The organism is Streptomyces sp. NBC_01267 (assembly GCF_036241575.1).
Taxonomy (GTDB): Bacteria; Actinomycetota; Actinomycetes; order Streptomycetales; family Streptomycetaceae; genus Streptomyces.
The window spans coordinates 1,026,544-1,044,767 of the sequence record NZ_CP108455.1; the positions used below are offsets into that span (position 1 = coordinate 1,026,544).

General features: G+C 72.8%; 13 protein-coding genes. 6 read left to right on the forward strand and 7 right to left on the reverse strand.

The features are described 5' to 3' along the window. Positions 1–2 precede the first annotated feature (2 nt). Together OG709_RS04825 and OG709_RS04830 are read right to left on the reverse strand one after the other, a co-directional pair. Positions 3–440, reverse strand: coding sequence for a roadblock/LC7 domain-containing protein (locus OG709_RS04825; RefSeq protein ID WP_250306538.1), 438 nt, complete (start codon positions 438–440; stop codon positions 3–5). Further along, complete coding sequence (locus OG709_RS04830; protein WP_326695247.1) at positions 437–3,151, reverse strand: sensor histidine kinase; 2,715 nt, start codon at positions 3,149–3,151, stop codon at positions 437–439. Before OG709_RS04830 ends, OG709_RS04825 begins: the two co-directional genes overlap by 4 nt. Before the next feature lie 388 nt (positions 3,152–3,539). Between OG709_RS04830 and OG709_RS04835 the strand changes: the two genes are divergently transcribed. Next, entirely contained in the window at positions 3,540–3,956 is a 417-nt protein-coding gene (locus OG709_RS04835) for a hypothetical protein (protein ID WP_250306536.1), read from the forward strand. A gap of 156 nt (positions 3,957–4,112) precedes the next feature. Here OG709_RS04835 and OG709_RS04840 read toward each other — a convergent pair whose 3' ends face one another. The 3 genes from OG709_RS04840 to OG709_RS04850 form a co-directional block, all read right to left on the reverse strand. Next, on the reverse strand, positions 4,113–8,921 hold the full coding sequence (locus tag OG709_RS04840; RefSeq protein WP_329164958.1) for a hypothetical protein: 4,809 nt from the start codon (positions 8,919–8,921) through the stop codon (positions 4,113–4,115). A gap of 120 nt (positions 8,922–9,041) precedes the next feature. Continuing rightward, positions 9,042–9,950 carry a hypothetical protein gene (locus OG709_RS04845; protein WP_250306557.1) on the reverse strand — a complete coding sequence of 303 codons (909 nt, stop codon included), beginning with the start codon at positions 9,948–9,950 and terminating at the stop codon, positions 9,042–9,044. 229 nt (positions 9,951–10,179) lie between these two features. Then, entirely contained in the window at positions 10,180–11,706 is a 1,527-nt protein-coding gene (locus OG709_RS04850) for a hypothetical protein (RefSeq protein WP_250306534.1), read from the reverse strand. Positions 11,707–11,822: 116 nt separating this feature from the next. Here OG709_RS04850 and OG709_RS04855 point away from each other — a divergent pair, with 116 nt between their 5' ends. The 3 genes from OG709_RS04855 to OG709_RS04865 are packed head-to-tail and all read left to right on the forward strand — an operon-like array spanning position 11,823 to position 14,094. Then, a complete protein-coding gene (locus OG709_RS04855) occupies positions 11,823–12,596 on the forward strand; it encodes a LamB/YcsF family protein (protein ID WP_443068531.1) in 774 nt (257 codons plus the stop codon). Continuing rightward, positions 12,593–13,213: a 5-oxoprolinase subunit B family protein gene (locus OG709_RS04860; protein ID WP_266644071.1), complete on the forward strand. Its 621-nt coding sequence runs from the start codon at positions 12,593–12,595 to the stop codon at positions 13,211–13,213. The genes OG709_RS04855 and OG709_RS04860 overlap by 4 nt, the downstream gene beginning before the upstream one ends. After that, entirely contained in the window at positions 13,210–14,094 is an 885-nt protein-coding gene (locus OG709_RS04865) for a biotin-dependent carboxyltransferase family protein (protein ID WP_329164961.1), read from the forward strand. Before OG709_RS04860 ends, OG709_RS04865 begins: the two co-directional genes overlap by 4 nt. Before the next feature lie 49 nt (positions 14,095–14,143). Here OG709_RS04865 and OG709_RS04870 read toward each other — a convergent pair whose 3' ends face one another. After that, entirely contained in the window at positions 14,144–15,562 is a 1,419-nt protein-coding gene (locus OG709_RS04870; RefSeq protein ID WP_329164963.1) for a HEAT repeat domain-containing protein, read from the reverse strand. A 199-nt stretch (positions 15,563–15,761) separates the two neighbouring features. Next, complete coding sequence (locus OG709_RS04875; protein ID WP_250306530.1) at positions 15,762–16,154, reverse strand: ankyrin repeat domain-containing protein; 393 nt, start codon at positions 16,152–16,154, stop codon at positions 15,762–15,764. Between the two features lie 225 nt (positions 16,155–16,379). Between OG709_RS04875 and OG709_RS04880 the strand changes: the two genes are divergently transcribed. Then, entirely contained in the window at positions 16,380–16,574 is a 195-nt protein-coding gene (locus OG709_RS04880; RefSeq protein ID WP_250306529.1) for a hypothetical protein, read from the forward strand. A 37-nt stretch (positions 16,575–16,611) separates the two neighbouring features. Further along, a complete protein-coding gene (locus tag OG709_RS04885; protein ID WP_250306528.1) occupies positions 16,612–18,219 on the forward strand; it encodes an ATP-binding protein in 1,608 nt (535 codons plus the stop codon). Positions 18,220–18,224: the final 5 nt, after the last annotated feature.

Consider the following 18,224-nt stretch of genomic DNA (forward strand, 5'->3'; position numbering starts at 1 on the left):
CCTCACCCTCCGGCGGTGAGCCCGGTCCGTGGTGCTGTCGCGAGGTGGGCACCGACCCGCTTCACCATGAGCGTCATCTCGTACGCCACCAGGCCGACGTCGGAGTCGGCGTCGGACAGCACCGCGAGACAACTCCCGTCGCCCGCGGCCGTGATGAAGAGGAAGGCGTCGTCCAGTTCCACGACGGTCTGGCGGACCCGGCCCGCTTCGAAGTGACGGCCGACCCCCTTGGCCAGGCTGTGGAAGCCGGAAGCCACGGCGGCGAGGTGCTCGCCGTCCTCACGTGTCAGATCCTTCGAGGTGCCGGTGGCGAGGCCGTCGCCCGACAGGACCAGTGCCTTGCGGATACTGCCGACCCGCTCCACCAGCTCGTCGAGGAGCCAGTTGAGCTCGCCGGGTCCCCCTGCGGCGTTGTGTACTACTGCGTTCGGTACGGTCATCGACCGGTCCCCTCCGATGTGGTTCCTGGTGCTCCGTCGGCCGGTCCGGTGCCGACGGCGGCTGATTCTGCCGATTCCTGTGCCGAGTTGTCGCGGCGGCCCCGCTGCCAGCCACGCTGGAGCGACGCCATGCGGCTGCGTACCTCGTCGGCGTCCCGTTCCTCGTCCGCCGCGGTGCCGGACGGCTCAGCCGCGGGTGCGGGCGCCCGGCGCAGCTGCGGGGCGATGTTCGCCTGACGGACCCGCCGGGGCAGCCCGCCGGGACTGCCGGGGGCGGGCACGGCCCTGGGCGGTTCGGGCCTGTCCCCCGTGCGGCCGGGCCCTTCCGGCACGCGTACCGGCCCGTCCGTCACGCGTACCGGCCCGTCGGTCCTGCGTACCGGCCCTTCCGCCGTACGCCCGGGTCCGTCGACCCGGCGTCCGTGGTCGGAGACGAGAGTCGGCGGCTTGCGGCGCCGGGGCAGCCCGACGGGCCCGGTGGGACGCGCGGACTCGGACGGTGCCGTGCCCTCGTCCGGGGTCTGCTGATGTTGGTCACGCGGAGCGGCCGGGGCGCGATTGCGGAAGATGCCGCCCGGTGAGCTGTCCTCGTCGGCCAGGTCCGCCGCCTCGTCGAACGCCAACACCTCGACGGGCGGCTCCAGTTCGACCGGCCCGTCCAGTACGGACGCGGGCGGCCGTCCGGCGCCGGGCACCGGCGAGAGCACGGAACGTGATCCGGTCCTGTGTGCGCTGCGCCGGTCGGCGCGGAAGCCGGTTCCGTCGGTACCGGGCCGCTCCGTACCGGCTCCGACGGCGTCGGGTCCCTCGCTGTCCGGCGCGTCGGTGAGCAGCGCCACCGGGATGAAGATGACGGCGGTCGTGCCGCCGTAGGGCGATGTCTGGAGCGAGACCCGGACGTTCTGCCGCTGCGCGAGCCTGCTGACCACGAAGAGGCCGAGCCGGTCGGTGTCGGACAGCTCGAACTCGGGGGTCTCGGCGAGACGCAGGTTCGCGTCGAGGAGCGCGTCGGGGGTGATCCCGAGTCCACGGTCGTGGATCTCCAGGGTGAACCCGTTGGCGACACGCTCGCCGTGCACCTGCACCGCGGTGTGCGGAGGCGAGAACACCGTGGCATTCTCCAGGAGTTCGGCGACGAGGTGAGTGAGGTCCGCGACGGCGGGACCGCCGACGCCGATCCTCGGCAGCCGGCGTACCTCGATGCGTTCGTAGTCCTCGACCTCCGCGACCGCGGCCCGTACGACGTCCATCAGCTGGACCGGCTTGCGCCACTGCCGGGAAGGTGCGGCGCCGGAGAGGATCACCAGGCCCTCGGCGTGCCGGCGCATACGGGTGGTGAGGTGGTCGAGACGGAAGAGATCCGCGAGCTCTTCGGTGTCCTCGGTGCGGCGCTCCATGCTGTCCAGCAGCGTCAGCTGCCGGTGCAGCAGTACCTGGTTGCGGCGGGCGAGGTTGACGAAGACCTCGGAGACACCACGGCGCAGGTCGGCCTGGCGCACGGCGGCTTCGACGGCGGCCCGCTGCACGGTGTTGAGTGCGAGGCCGACCTGGCCGACCTCGTCCTTCTCGTACTCCAGACGGGGCGCCTCGGTCTCGACGTCGACCTGTTCACCGGCGGCGAGACGGCGCATCACGCTGGGCAGCCGCACCCCGGAGACCTCGTGGGCCTCCTTGCGCAGCCGGCTCAGGTCGCGGATGAGCTCCCGGCCGATGCGTACGGACACCATCAGGGACACCAGCAGTCCGCCGATGCCGAGCAGCGCGGCGATCCCGGCCTTGGCGAAGATCCGGAAGGCGGCGGGCCGCACCCGGTCCTGGAGTTCCTTGCGGGCGTCGGCGCCCATCACGTCGAGGCGGTCGAGCGTCCGTCCGGCGTCCGTGCTCCACCGGGAGGCGGATCCGGTGATGGTGGTGCTTCCCGGGTTCCTGCTGACCGCTGATTCCTCGGCGGTGCGCACCGGGGTCGTCGCCGGGCCGCTCCAGTAGGCGTTGAACGCGTCACGGTCCTGGCGGGGCAGTGCGGGAAGGCTGACGGTGTAGTACATCTTGCGAGTGGCGACCAGGTCCGAGATGTCCCGCAGATCCCGCTTGTCCAGTCGGCCCCCGGTGAGGGCCGAGCCGAGCAGGGCGTCCTCACGGGAGAGCGCCTCACGGGCCCGGCTGACGCCGATCAGGGCACGCGACTGCTCGGCCAGACTGGAGTTCTGCAGCGTGGGCAGGTCGGCGAGGAGGTCGAGCGCCTGGTCGCAGAGGCGGTTGTACTGGTCGTACGCTTCGCGGCGCGTCACTTCGTTGTCGCCCGCGTTGCGCCGCAGCGAACCGAGTCCGGCGAACCCGTCCATGAGGCCGCTCAGCCGCCGGCCCGCGTCCTCGTCGAGTGCCGAACGGACGTCGCCGCTTCCGGTGTCGTGCCGCAACGTGGCCAGGGAGGCGTCGGTGCTCGCACGTTGCTCGCGCAGCGCGGCAAGGACGTCCGAGGCGCCCGGGTCGACGAGGTAGCGGAGCGTCAACGACCGTTCCTTCTGCACCTCTTGCAAGGAATCGACCAGCGGGCGACCCACCTTTTTCACGACGGTTCCGGTGCGCATCAGTTGCAGGGCGTCGCGACCGGTGAGGTAGACGGCGAACGACCAGATCGCTGTCAACGCGACGAGTGGGACCAGCAACAGCGCCACGATCTTCCTGCGGACGGATCTCCCGCGAAAGCGCATGGCCTCCCCCAGCTCAACCCCGCCCGGCGGGGGTGGTGTTCCGGCAATAAACGGCGCGAGCCTACTACTGCCTCACAGGCAACTCGAAGGGACGTCCGGACTATTTTCGGCCTCCTGTACGGGAGTTGATCACGCCATGTCCTGGTTTCCCAGCAGATCGCCTTCCCCGACCGGGCGGAAGAACTCCGGCAGTACGTCACTTTCCACACCCGCGGGGATGGCCGGAATTCTCTGCATGGCGGGAATCTTTACCGGAAGTTGTTCGTCCTTGCGTACGAGGGGCGCAGGAGAGGCAGCGGATGCTTGAACCGGCTCAAGCCGGGCATCCGTTCTGGAGTCGGACAGCGCCTGGGCCGTGTGCGCGGGTCGAGGGAGAAGGGGAAGAGGGATGGCCGTCGAAGAGGGCGAAGTCCCCGTGCGGCCCCTGTGGGTCGAAGAGCCCGCGGTGCGGCCACGGATGCCGGACCCGGTGCGCAGCAGCGCGGTGCGCGCCGTGCTCATCGTTTCCGTGACGCTGATCCAGGCGGTGACGGCTTTCCTGTCCACCGTGACGGACTCCTGGCTCGCCTTCCCGATGGTGCTCAGCAGTGTGGCCAGTACCGTCGTCGCGACGTGGGCCGTACTGGATGTCTGGATCACCCGGCAGGTGTGGAACCAGCGCCACGGCGTCACCTCGGTTCCCAGCAGCACGGCGCGCCGGCTGCGCAGGGAGCGGCGCAGGGAACGCCGCGCGGCACGTCGGCAGGAGCGGGACGCCGAGCGGATACGGGCGAACCGCTCGGCGAGGCTCTCGACCCAGATCTGATCCCGGCAGGTCCGAGCCCAAGTCCGAACCCGGTATGTCCGAGCCCGGCAGGTCCTGGTCCGGCAGCTTCGCCCCGCTGTCTTGAGTCCTCGGCCCCTGAGGCGTACGGATTCTCGGGCGGCGCGGCCCCGGGCCCGCGCCCCAGGGCGCCCGCCGCTACTCCCGCACGGGTACGCCCGCCGGGGCCCGGTCGATGGCGTCCGGGGTCTGCTCGGTGGCCGCCGGGGTCCGCTTGAACATCCGGGTCGCGGTGATCTCGCCGTGCACCTGCTCCCCGCCGGGGTCCTGCTGGGGCAGTCCGGGCCGCAGATGCTCCTCCACGCTGATGTACTTCAGCCCGGCCCGCAGGTCCGCGTCGTTGCGCAACCTGATCACCAGGGGGAATTCAGCGAGCGCGGTGGTGTCGAACAGGCCCGTCGTGTAGAGCAGTTGGACGCCGAGGGCGTCGGATACCGCCCGCTGGAGCTCCAGCAGATAGGTGGCATTCGCCCGGCCGATCGGGTTGTCGAGGAAGAGCGTGCCCGCGTGCCGGTGCTTGTCGCGACCCCGGTCGTTGCTGCGCAGCGCGGCCATCGTGCAGTACAGGGCGATGGCGGCGGTGAGCAGCTGGCCGCCGGAGAAGACATCGCCCATCTGCCCGACCGGGACGCGCTCCGCGCGCAGCACCGCGTCGGGCTTGAGGATCTCGACAGCCACGCCCTTGGGTTCGAGCGCCGCGTGGACTCCGCGCAGCAGCAGTGACATCCCGTCCCTGCGCAGGTCGGAGTTCTTCTTCAGCGCTGCCCTGGTCGCCTCGTCGATGACCTCGCCCAGCCGTTCCGCGAGAGTGGCCTGGTCGGGCTCGTCGAAGCGGATCCGCAGGAACTCCTGGCCGGACCACTCGCCCAGCCCCTCGGGCAGCTGGGAGAGCCGCTGTGCCGAGCGGAGGGTGGTGAGTGCGGATTCGACCAGCCCGCGCAGCCGGTCCACGATCGAGTCGCGGTTGCGCTCCAGCTGTTCCAGCTCGTCGGTGAGCACCCGGAGCCGGGGGGCGAAGGCCGCCGCCCACTTCGCGGCGTGCTCGGGCAGCGCGGAGGCGGGCAGTTCACGGATCTGCTGGCGCGCCGGGGTGCGGACCTGTTCGTAGCGGGTCGCGTTGGCGTGCCGTACGAGAACGTCGCTCGCCTCACGCACGGCGGACTCGGCGCCGGAGAGGTCACCGGCGCAGCCGCGCAGTGAGCGGCGGGCCTCGGCCGCCGACCGGCGGGCCTCCTCCAGCGTGCCGGGGAACGGCTCGGGGGTCGCGTTCTCCGTGGCCGCCGGGCCCGCCGCGCCCTCGTCGTCGCGGTGCGGGTCGCGGAGCAGGTCCCTCAGCAGGGCCGCGGCCTCGTCGAAGCCGCCTGCGGCATCCTCCGACGCCCGGTGGGCGTGCAGCAGCTCGGCGTGGGCCGCGCGCGAGGCCTCCAACGCATCGGTACCGGCGGCCAGTTCGGCGGTTGCGGTACGCAGCAGGGCCTGTGCGGCGTCCGCGTCCGCGGGCACCCGCTCAGCGGGCAGCGCCGTGTGGGTCTCGGTACCGTCCGCCGGTGCGAGCCGCTCGGCCTCGCCGCGCAGCCTGCCCAGCTGCTCGCTGGCGGCCGACGCCCGCGACTCCAGCATCTGGACGAGGGACTCGGCGCGGGCCGCCGCGGCCTGCCGGGAGGGGCCGTCCGCGCCGTCGGTGGATTCGAGGAGTTGGGCGGCGCGGGTGCGGACCTTGTTGCTGAGCCGGTCGAGTTCGGTGCGGGCCGCGCTCTCGTCACTCTCCGCCCTGGCCTGTTCGGCGCGCAGGTCCGCTCCGACGCCGACCTTCTCGTACAGCTGGGAGGCGGCGCGGTAGGCCTCGCGCAGGTCGGGCAGTGCGGGGCGCGGGGTGTCCGGGTCCGGTTCGGGGAGGTCCTCGGGCACCCCGGCGATCTCGGCCCGCTCGGCGCGCAGCGCGCGGGCGGTGCGGTGCGCGTCGTCGGCGGCGCGCTGCGCCGCCCTGCGGTCCTCGTCGGCGGCCCTGGCCCGCTCCAGGCAGGTCGCTGCCCGGGTCTCCGACTCGGCTGCCTCGTCGGCCAGTTCGCGCAGGGTGACCTGCCAGCCCGCCCGTTCACGGAGCCGGAAGGCGAGTCCGGCGAGGGCGTCGGCCACCCGGCGGGCGCGCTGTGCGACGTCCTGCCGTTCGTCCCGCTCCCGCGCCGCGTCGGCTGCCGCCTCGTCGGCCTCCGCGCGGGCCGTACGCGCCTCTTCGAGTTCCGTCCCCGCGGTCCCGGCCGCCTCCTCGGCAGCGCTCGCCGCGGCGGCCAGTTCCGCGAGCGTTCCCGGCGGGCAGTCCGCACGCCAGGATCCGAGCCGGGCGGCCAGCGTGCGGTCGCCGCCGAGCCGGGCGGCCAGTCGGCGGATCTCCTCGTCGCGGTCGCCCGCGCGGGTACGCAGTGCCTGGCGTTCCTCGTCGGCGGCGTGCTCGTCGTGCATGGCCGGGTTCGGCGGCACGAGGAAGATGTCGCTCCCGGTCCCCGACGGTCCCGGTCCCGGAACGGGCGCCAGCAGGGCGGCAGCGGTACCGACCGCGACGGCGGAGCGCGGCAGCAGGGCCGCTCCGGTGAGTGCTTCGCGGGCCCTGGTGTGGGCGGCCGGGTCGGTGATGACCACGCCGTCGACCAGCTCGGGCCTGGTGGCCAGCACCGCTGCGTGGTCGGCGGGGTCCACCGCCTGGGCGAGATAGCGCCAGCCGGGCAGTGCGGGGATGCCGTGCTCGCCGAGGAATTCGACGGTGGCCAGCACATCGGGTCCCGGGGGCAGCAGCCCGCCGTCGCCGAGTGCGCCGAGGATGCGGGCGTCGTCGGCGGCGGCGGTGCGCAGCTCGAAGAGCTGCCGCTCGGCCGAGGTGACACCGCGGTCGAGCAGCGCCTGGAGCTCTTCCGCGTTGCGGTCCAGTTCCTCGGCGGTGAGCGAACCCCGGGTGAGCGTACGGGCGGAGCTTTCGGTCCTGTCGTCGGCAGCGCCCTGGGCCGCGCCGCCGGCGGCACGTGCGGGCGGGTCCTCGGCCGTGCCCGCGCGGTCCTGCTGCGGGGTCCCGGCGCCGCTGCGGGGGCCCGGCAGGCCCACGGTCGCCGTGCCGGGGAGACTCAGCAGTTCGGCGAGGCGGTACTCCGAGGCGATGGACCCGGCCTCGCGCAGTTCCGCCGCGTAGGCACGCTCGGTGGCCTGCGCGGCGTCCGCCGCTCGGGCTGCGGCGAGCTCGGCGCGGGCTTCGTCGGCGGCGGCCTCCTTGGCCTGCTGGGCCGTGGTGCGGGCCTGTTCGCGGGCGCTGTCCCACGCGGCGACCGCGGACTTCTCCGCGTCGCTGGCGGCCAGTGCGGCGCGCGCCGGGTCGGCGTCGGGTGCGGTGTCGTCGAGCCAGCCCGCGCGGACGGCTTCGGCGGTCTCCTGGCCGACCTCGGTGAGGCGCTGGCGCAGATGTCCGGCCTCGCTGCGGGCACGCTGTGCTTCGGTGGCCGCTGCCGTGGCGTCGCGGTGCGCGGCCTCGCCCGCCTCCTGGAGTGCGGCGGCGCGCTCCTCCTCCTCGTTCGCGCGCCGCTCGCCGGCCTCGGCGGCCGTGCGCAGCGCCCGGACGAGGTCGGCCGCGGCCGTGCCCCGGGCGGCCAGTGCGGGCGCCGCGTCCCGTTCGGCCTCACGGATGGCTACGGCGACGCGCGCGGAACGGTCGGCCGCCGCACGGTGACGCAGTACGGCCTCGGCTGCCTGCCAGGCCGAGTGGAACGTCCGCGCGTCGGCCAGTTCCCTGCGCTGCGCCGCCGCGGACTTCTCGGCGACGGCGAGTGCCAGGGAGGCGTGCCGGTAGGCGAGTTCGGCGGCGATCAGCGCGCTGCGTCCCCTGACCTCCTCGGCCTCGGTGACGGTGTGGGCGGCGGAGGTGACCTGCTGGGCCAGGTCGGCGGCCCGGCCGCGCTCCTGGGCGGAGCGCGCGGAGAGCCTGCGGGCGAGCGTGCGGGTACGGCGCTCGGCGCCCGCGTGGATGTCCCGGGACCGCGACCTGGCTTCGGCGGCTTCGACGATCCGGCCGAGCAGATCGGCGGAGCCCGCGGTGAAGTCCCGTTCGGCGGTGAGCTCCGCGCGGCGGCCGAGTTTGTTGCCGAAGCCGGCGACGAGGTCGGCCAGGCCGTCCGTGTCACGGGTGTCGGTGACGGCCCGCAGCAGCAGGTCCGTGAAGTCGGAGTCCTTCTTCACCGCGAAGAGACCGGCCGCCTCCCCCTCGTCGGCGTTCATCTCACGCTGGTAGCGGAAGAGTTCGGGGTCGAGGCCCAGGTCACCGAGGTGTTCGTTCCAGCGGTCGTGGATCTCTTCCCACTGCACGTCCAGATGCGGATACGCCTTGCCCGCTTCGGTGATCGCGTCGCGGAAGCCCTTCATGGTCCGGCGGCGGCCCCGGGCCCCCGACACACCTTCCACCGGCGGACGTACGGCGGTGGATTCGGCGACCGGGAGGGAGTCGAGACTCAGGCCGGGCCCCGGCCTGAACGAGTACCAGGCCTCGGCGAACTTGCGCGGGTCGTTGGAGACCTGCCGCCCCCGCCACTCGCTGGCCTTGCCGACGACGACGAGCTCGCCGGTGAGGGTGTGCTGCCACTCCAGGGCGACATGGCCGCAGTCGTCGGCGAGGAGGAATTTACGCAGCACACCGGAGCTGGCCCCGCCCAGTGTGTTGCGGTGGCCGGGCAGCATCACCGAGAAGATCAGCTTCAGCAGGACGGACTTGCCACCGCCGTTCTCCAGGAAGAGGACCCCGGCCGGAGCCGGCCGGCGCGGCGGACCGACCGGCTCCGCCTCGAAGAACTCCGCCTGCATCGGGGCCGGGCTGGGCACGGGAGAGCCCACTCCCCGCAGGTCGAGCACGGTGTCGGCGTAGCGCGCACCGGCAGGTCCGATGGAGTAGAGGCGGACCCGGGACAGCTCGTACATGGCGGCGGACTCTCGTCGTTGTCAGGGAGAAGGGAGATCAGGCGGTATCGGTCAGGAACAGTCAGGCAGCAGTGCAAGTGGGGCAGTTGGCGTTCGGGGCGGTTTCGGGTCGGTGAGCGGTCAGGTGTGGAAGGGCAGGCCGGCGTCGGCGGCCAGTTCGAGGTCGTCCGCCTCGGACGGCGGCACGAGTGTCGCCGTGCCGTCGCCCACCGGTACGACCCCCAGCTCCAACAGCTCGGCCATGGCGGCACTGCCCGCCATGTCGCGTACCTGGAGCTGATAGCGGGCAGTGGTGCGGTACGCGCCTCCGGCGTCGTCACCGGTGCGCTGGAGGAATCCCGATTCCGTGAGGAAGACGACGGCCTTGGCCACGATTCCGGTGGTGGAACCCGCCAGTCGTCTGGCGTCCTTGGTGGCGCCGGTGGAGCTGCGCCGGGCATAGATGCGCCAGGCCGCTTCGAGGCCAGGTGCCTCGGTGGCCGGGTCGCTGTTCTCGCCCTGCTCCTCGGCGCGCTCTTCCAGACGGCGGCAGGCCTGACGGACGAACGCGTCGACGCCGTTGACCGTGATGCGGCCGATGTAGCCGTCGTCGGCGAGGTCTTCCGGACGCGGGAACGACATGGCGGCGACGGCCAGATGAGCCAGTCCGTGCAGAAAGCGGTCGGCCGAGTCGGCAGCCGCCCGGCGGGCGTAGTCACCCATCCGTACGGCGAAGACCGAGTCCTCGCCCGCGGCGACGGCCATTCCGGCGCGGGTCGAGACCTCCAGGACGACCAGCCCGAGTCCGGTGGCGATCGCGTCGGCGAGACGGGCGAAGGCCGGGGCTTCGCGGTAGCGGCGCAGCAGCTCCGCGTATTCGGCGTCGCGGGCGGGCAGCAGCTTGGGCTGCAGGCCGAAGGCGACCAGCCGCGCCGCGTCGGCGGCATCGGCCGGGGTCACCGCGGAACCGGCCGCGGCGGCGGACGGTGTGGCGCTGTCGGCCTGGTCCGGCTCGCTCCACGCGGTGTACTCGGCGTGGGTCTCGCTCACGGCTGCGGCTCCTGGGTCGGTACGCGCGAGGGTGTCCCGCACGCGGTGGATGCGGTGGATGCGGTGGATGCGGATGCGGTCGGTGCATACGAAGTCGGTACGTACGGGGTGGCTGCGCACGGGACGGGTCCGTACGCGGTCGGTACGCAGCCGGTCGGTGTCCGGGCCGGTGCCGGTGCCGGTGCCGGTGCCGGTGTCGTCCGGCCGGGCACCGGTCGTGGCTCGGCCCTCATCCCGCCTCCGTACGGCCCGCGGCCATTCCGACCGTGTCGAGCAGCGCCGTACCGACGATCAGGTCGGCGCCGCCGAACTCCGGGTCGTCCAGCTCGGTCCCGTCGTCCACGGCGAAGAGCAGCCGCTGCTCTCCCTGCCGATAGGCCGTGCCGACCGGCGGGCTCGCCGCGTGGATGGCCAGCAGGGCGACCAGGTACGGCAGTTCTGGATCACGGCGCCGGGCGTCGGCCAGCAGCCCGGAGAGCCGTCGGGGGGCGTCGTGCTCCAGGTCGAGCAGCTCCGTCGCACCGGCCAGCTGCTCCTCGCTGAACCGGCTGTCGTCCGGGGTCGCGATGAGATCGGGCTCGGGCATCTCCACGCCGAGGTGCTCCCGTTCCGCCGGCGGGGTCAGCAGGATGTCGACCAGGTCCCCGACCCGTACCGATACGGGTGTACGCAGTCCGGTGCCGCGCGCGAAGAAGGCGTCCGTGACCCGGATGGCCTGCTCCAGCGGCAACGGCAGCACGGGGGCCACCAGCTGTCCGTACAGATCCAGTCCCGCGCTCGCCGTCGGGGCGGCGAAGGCCTGCCGGTCCTGCTCCGCGCGGAAGAGCGGTCCCGCCTCCAGGAGCCGGGACTGGAGCTGGGTGTGGCGGCGGATGCAGTCCTTGACTATGTCCACGAGCTCGGCGGCGCGCCGTTTGTTCTCCGGCTCCTCCGCCTCGTCCCTGGCCTTGCGGATGTTGGTGAGGATCGCGTTCTCGTGGCGGTAGCGGTCGGCGACGTGGTCGAGCGCCTCGTCGATCATGTCCGGGACGGCCTTGAGCCAGTCGACCGCGCGGACGTTGCGCCGGGTCGCCTCCAGGGTCCTGCGCAGCGTCTCCGCGTACTGCACGGTCCGGTACCTGGCCTGCTCGGCGGCGAGCTGCGCGTCCGCGAGCCTGCCCCGGCTGATGAGCACTTCGAGCTTCACCTCGGCGGCGATCTGCGCGCTGGTCACATCGGTGTCGAGGGCGCCCACCAGGACATTGACCGCCTCGTCGGTGGTGCGCAGGTAGACCGTCCCGCCGTGTCCGGGGACCTCCTCGACAAGTTTGAAGTCGTAGTCCCGCCGGACATAGGCGCCGTCGGGGCCGAAAGTGCCGTAGACCGCGCGGAACCCCCGGTCCACGCTGCCGACGTTGATCAGGTTCTCCAGCACCCAGCGGGCCACCCGCTCGTGTTCCTCCGCCGGGCGGTGCGGTGCCTGGGCCGCGACGCGCGGGAGCAGCCTGGCCACTATCTGGTCGTGGTCGGCCCCGGTGTCGAAGTCCATGTTGAGCGTGACCAGATCGATGGCGGCCAGCGCGACTTCCGCCATCGCGTAGACCGTGAACTCACCGGCCAGATTGGCCTTGCGCACGTCGAGATCGTGCAGCGGCGCGGTGCACGCGAGCGCGCGCAGCCGCCGCGCGAGCCCTTCGTCGGCGGCCGGGCCCGGTGCGGGCCGCGGCCCCGCGCTGAGCTGGGGCGGAACGAATTCCGTCGAGGCAGGCGAAGTCACGCTGCACAGATTAGGTCCTCGCACCGACAACGGTCGAAACGGCGCGGATGGGACGGCTGCTCCAGGGGGCCCGCACGGCCGGCGACAGCTAGGCTGCTGCCCCCGGAGGGAGCCGTATGACCGCGACCGCCATGACCACGATCGACCTGAACGCCGACCTCGGCGAGGGGTTCGGCCGCTGGACACTCACCGACGACGAGGCGCTGCTCTCCGTCGTCACCAGTGCCAATGTCGCCTGTGGCTTCCACGCCGGTGACCCCTCGACGATGCGCCGCGTCTGCGAGCTTGCCGCCGCACGCGGAGTACGGATCGGGGCCCAGGTCTCGTACCGGGACCTGGCCGGCTTCGGGCGGCGCGCGATGGACGTACCGTCGCGTGAACTCGCCGACGAAGTGGCCTACCAGATCGGTGCGTTGGAGGTGTTCGCGCGGGCCGCCGGAGCCTGGGTGGCCTACGTCAAGCCGCACGGCGCGCTCTACAACCGCACCGTCCACGACGAGGAGCAGGCCGCTGCGGTCGTCGAGGGCGTACGGCTCGCCGGGGGCGGCCTGCCGGTGCTCGGACTGCCCGGGTCACGGCTGCTGGAGGCCGCCGGTGACGCGGGGCTCGTGCCGGTTCAGGAGGCGTTCGCCGATCGCGCGTACACCGCGCAGGCCACGCTCGTTCCGCGCACCCGGCCCGACGCCGTGGTGCACGACCCGGAGGCGGTGGTCGCCCGTGCCCTCTCCATGGCGCGCGACCACTCGGTGTCCGCGGTCACCGGCGAGCGGCTCGTCGTCGACGCCCGTTCGCTCTGTCTGCACGGCGACACCCCCGGGGCCGCGGAACTGGCACTACGGGTCCGCCGTGAACTGCTCGCCGGGGGCGTGGTCCTGGAGCCCTTCGCGTGAGGACGCTCCCGGTGGGAGAGCGCGCCCTGCTGATCGAGCTGGACTCGGCGCAGGAGACGGAGGCGTTCCACGCGGAGTTGCTGCGCCGTCGCGCGGCGGGCGAACTGCCCGGGGTACGGGAGATCGTGCCTGCCGCCCGGACCGTACTGCTGGACGGTCTGGAGCGGCCGGCAGCGCTCGCCGCGCGGCTCGTCACCTGGACCGTGCCTCCCCTGGCACCGTCACCGGAGGCCGGGGTCGACATTCCGGTGCGCTACGACGGCCCGGACCTGGCGGAGGTCGCGCGCCGTTGGGACGTGGAGCCCGCCGAGGTGCCGCGTATCGTCGGCGGGCTCGAATTCCGGGTCGCCTTCTGCGGGTTCGTCCCCGGCTTCGGCTATCTGACCGGGCTGCCCGACCGGCTGCGGCTGCCGCGCCGCGCCACACCGCGCACCAGTGTTCCGGCCGGATCGGTCGCCCTCGCCGACACGTACGCGGGTGTCTACCCGCGCTCCTCCCCCGGCGGCTGGCAGCTGATCGGATCCACCGACGCGGTCCTGTGGGACCCGGCCCGCGAGCCTGCGGCCCTGCTGGTCCCCGGCACGCGGGTGCGGTTCACCGGGGAGGACCTCGCATGAGCCTGGAGGTCGTACGCCCGGGAGCGCTCACGACCGTTCAGGACCTCGGGCGTCCGGGTTACGCGCATCTCGGCGTACCGCACTCGGGCGCGCTCGACAGGGCCGCGCACCGGCTGGCGAATCTGCTCACCGGCAACGCGCCGGAGGCTGCCACCCTGGAGACCACGCTCGACGGGACCGCGGTACGGGCCACCGCCGACGTCACCGCGGCCGTGACCGGGGCTCCTTGTCCGGTACGGATCGACGGCCGTCCTGCTGCCTGGGGCGCGCCCGTGCTGGTGCCGTCCGGCGCGGTCCTCGATGTGGGCCGCGCGGTCGGCGGGGTACGCAGCTATGTGGCGTTCGGCGGCGGAATCGCCGTGGAGCCGGTGCTCGGCAGCCGTTCGACCGACCTGCTCTCCGGGCTCGGGCCCGCGCCGCTGGAAACCGGCCGGAGACTGCCGCTGGGGCGGGCGGGCGCGCTGCCCGGCGGGGTGGATGCCCTGCCGCTCCCGGCTCCCCCGGCCGAACTGGTGCTGCCCCTCATCCTCGGCCCGCGCGCCGACCGGGTCACCGAGGCCGCGCTCCGGGGCCTGCCGGGGGCCGTCTACCGGGTGTCGGTGGCGAGCAACCGCATCGGGCTGCGCACCGAGGGGCCGCCGCTGGAGCGCTCCGGCGATGCCGAACTGCCCAGCGAGGGCATGGTCCTGGGGGCTGTGCAGGTGCCGCCGGACGGGCTGCCGGTGATCTTCCTCGCGGACCATCCGGTCACCGGCGGCTACCCGGTGATCGGAGTGGTGCCGGAGGACCGGCTCGGGGCCGCGGCGCAGGCCGTGCCCGGAACTCCGCTGATCCTCCTGCCGGTTGCGGGGCGGTCCGCCGGCGCTCCGTACGAGCCGTGAGCGCGCGGCGCGTACCGGCCGCGGTGGCGGAAGCCGCCGCACCCGCCCGTCAGTGAGCGGTCCCTTCGGTGCCGATCCTGCTGCGTACAGCGGTCTGCACCTCGGCCTCCTCGGCGGGGTCGGCCGCCAGCCGCCGGAGACGGTCGACGACCCGGATGTCACCGGTCTCGGCGTGCAGGGCGGCCACTTCCCGGGTCGTCTCCTCGCAGTCCCAGAGACATTCGACGGCGAAGCCCGCGCCGAAGGACGGATCGGTCGCGGCCAGTGCGCGGGCCGCGCTGCCGCGCAGATGCGACGAGGTGGTCTCGCGGTACACATGGCGCAGTACGGGCGCGGCGCAGGCGATGCCGAGCCGGCCGGCCCCGTCGACGAGCTTCCAGAGCGGCGGCGCGTCGGGCCCGTCGGCCCGGACGGTCTCCCGGAGAGCGCCGAGGACCAGCTGGGTGTCCCGTACCCCGCCGCGGCAGGCGAGCACCCCCGAGGCGGCGGAGCCCAGTGCGTCGGGCCGCTGCACCCAGCTGCGTGCCCGGTCGACCGCTTCCTCGCCGCACATCCGCTCGAAGGCGGCGACGGCCGCTTCACCGACGGTACGGGAGGGGCTGTCCACGGCGGCCTCGATGAGGTCCAGCACAGCCGGGTCCCGTGCTTCGGCGAGATAGTGCAGCGCGGCGCAGCGCGCACCGTCCGTACCGCTCCGTGCGGCCTCGACGATCGTGGCCCGGTCCCCGGGGCCGGCCACGGCGGTCAGGCAGCGGGCGGCCGGCAGGTGCAGTTCGGTGCCGCGGTCGAGGCCCTGCTGGGCCCATTCGAAGACGGCGTGCACGCTCCAGCCGGGCCGGGGACCGGTGGGGCGCATCTGCCGTTGCCAGCGGTCGAACGACCCCTGTTCCCCGGCGGTCCGGACGCGGGCGCCGACCGTCTCGCGCGGGTCGTCGGCCCACAGCCGCCAGGGCCGGGGTTCGTAGGCGTCGCGTACCGCCGCCGCCAGTTCGGCCTCGCCCTGCGGGGTGGCGGGGAACCGGCCGAGTACCGGCTCGGCCAGGGTGCGCAGTCCCGCGTCGTCGTCACGCAGCGCGAGTTCGTCGAGCGCCCAGGCCCAGTTGGCCCCGGTCGCCGCGTACCGCCGCAGGAGCGCGAGGGCGTCCGCCCTGTCGTACGAGGCGAGGTGGCCCAGGACGGCGAGCGCGAGCCCGGTCCTGGTGTCCTCGGTGACGATGTGGTCGTCGGCCAGGAAGAGGTGCTGCTCGATCTCGTCGAGCCCGCCGTCGAGATCGAGATAGAGACGTGCGTAGTAGAGCGAGCGGTTCTCGACCTGCCAGTCGTGGCGGGGGTCGCTCAGTACGCAGTGGTCCAGGGCAGCGAGTGCTTCCTTGCGCGGTGCGGCGAGCGCGTGCAGCGTGCCGTCACCACGGCCCCTCTGGAGGAGACCGAGCAAGGTGCCGCTCGGCGCTATGACTGGATCGATCATGGAAGAAGCCTCACATCAAGCTGTAGACGCGACCGGGAACGTGGATTACCTGGCCGCGCAACAACATGTCCGGCCGCCCGTTGTCTTCTGCTCGGTGCAGTCCATCTTCCTCTGCCTCTCGTCGGTGGCCCGATATGGACCCGCGACGTCATGATGACCCAGTCATTTCGCCACCGCGACCACATTTACGACAGCCCGTTCAGCGGGTGCCGAACAGCTCCACCAGCTCTGTCTTCCCAAACATCCGCGCGGTATCCATCGCTGACGGGGTGCCTGCGGCCGGGTCGGCGCCACCGGCGAGCAGGGCGCGGATCACCGCGTCCTCACCCTTGAAGACCGCCCCGGCCAGTGGGGTCTGGCCACGGTCGTTGGCGCGATCGGCGTCGGCGCCCCGTGCGATGAGGGCCTCCACCACCGGGGCGTGGCCGTGGTAGGCGGCAAGCATGACGAGCGTGTCCCCGCGGTCGTTGGTGAGATTCGCCGGCACGCCCGCGTCGACGTACGCGGCCAGCGCTTCGACCTCTCCCTGCCGGGCCAGGTCGAAGACCTTCGTCGCCAGTTCGACCACCTCGGGGTCCGGAGCCTCGCTCATCACGCGTACCGCCTTCCACACCGTTGACCTCGGGGTACGGCATGACAGCCGTACGAGTGAACCGACAGGGTACTGCCCGGCGGTTCCAGCTCGACGCGCAAGTCGATGTACGCCAGTCCAGTGAAAATGAGGATAATTCACCCATTTGCACCTTTTATCGCATAGATACTTTCTGTGAATCTGGAAGAACTCATGGTGACTGTCCCCCCAACCAGGAGAACACTCATGATCCTTTCCATGTCCGGCGTGGTACTGCTCGGAATCATCGTCTTCCTCTTCTTCCGGAAGGACGGACTCAAGGCGTCCCACGGACTCGTCTGTGCCCTCTTCGGCTTCTATCTCGCCGGGACGGCCATCGCCCCGAGCATCACGGCAGGCGGCGCAAGCCTCGCCAGCATGCTGGGCGGAATCAAGTTCTGACCCTCAGTAACCGCTCTCATCGACCCAGGAGACAGATGTGGCCCGGCGACCGCTCCCCCGCATTCTGAGCAGCAGCAGCGCATCGATCACCCGCAGCCGCGAGATCGCGCGGACGGCCGCCGACAGTGCCACCGATGTCCTCCATCCGCTGATCACCATCGGGCGCGGCCTGCGCAGGCTGGCCTCGACGGGGCGCCGACGGTGGGCCGCGACGCCCAAGGACCGGCGCGGTCCCGTGCTGTTCCTGGTGGCGGCCTGCGTCCTGGTGGTCGCGCTCATCCCGTACGGGCCGCTGCTCGCCCTGATCACGGTGATGGCCGCGGCTGCCTGGAAGGGGCACGAGCGGGCAGCGGTGAAGACCGGGCCCGACGAGGCGGAGACCGCCAGGCTCCAGGCGCTGTACGAGGCCCTGGTGCCGTACTTCTCGGTACCGGACGACCCGGCTCCGCTCTTCGCCCACGGGGGCGAGTGGGACGCCGTGTTCAGTGACTACGCGTTCGACGACGACGGGCGGCTCACCGCGCTGCACGTCAGGTACCCGGCGCACTTCACCGACGGGGAAGCCGCGTCCCGCACCCGGATCGAGCAGTTGCTGCACGCCAAGTCCGGTCGCGGACGCGAGTACCACTTCGACTGGGACGAGGAGGGCAACCGGCTCGCGATGAGCGTGCTGCCCGCCCTGTCCACCTCGATCGCGGCGCAGCCCTTCGTCACCTCCCCCGGCGAGACGGTGCTGGGTTTCACGGACGCGGGCTCGGTGCAGCGCACCGTGCCGGTCCGGTCGGGCGAGGAGAGAAGTGACGCGCCGCCGGTCGTCTGGCGGACCGGAGGCCGTTCGACGGAGCCCCATCTGCTGGTCGTGGGCGAGCCGGGCAGCGGAACCACCACCCTGCTGCGCTCCATCGCACTCCAGACCCTCCGGTACGGCGACGTGGTCGTCATCGAGGGCAGCGGCACGGGCGAGTACGCCTGCCTCACCGGACGTACGGGAGTTCTCGCCGTCGAATGCGGGCTGGCGGGCGCCCTGGCCACCCTGGAGTGGGCGGCGCACGAGACCGAGCGCCGACTGATCGCCGCGAACCGCGCGAGGCAGTCCGGGCATCCCGCGCCCGCCGACACCCGGCGCCCGCTGTGGATCCTGTTCGACCGGCCCGGCGTCCTCGGGCATCTGGCCGCGGCCGACGGCCGGACCGACCCCCAGGAACTGCTGCAGGTCCCCCTGCGGCACGGCCGGGCGGCCGGGGTCACGGTCGTCGTGGCCGAGCAGTTCGACACCCTGGACGCACTCACCGAGACCGTCCACCGGCACACCCGTGCCCGTGTGGTGCTCGGCTCCGCGACCCACACGCAGATCGAGGCCGTGCTCGGGGCCCCGCCGCACACCACACCGGCCCCCGGAACCCCGCCGGGCCGGGGCTACGCACGGCTGGGCTCCGGGTCCGTACTGCGGCTCCAGGTGCCGGCCACCCCCGACCCGTACGACGACGCGACCAGCGAGGCGCACCGCAAGGCCGTACTGGACCTGCTGCCCGGCCGCCAAGGCGTGGCCGGGGCGACGCCCGCTCCGGTGGACGCGGTCCCCGGTCCGGTGGAGGCCGAGCCCCGGCCGATGGAGGCGGCGGATCCGGTGGCGGCCGAGAACTGACCGGG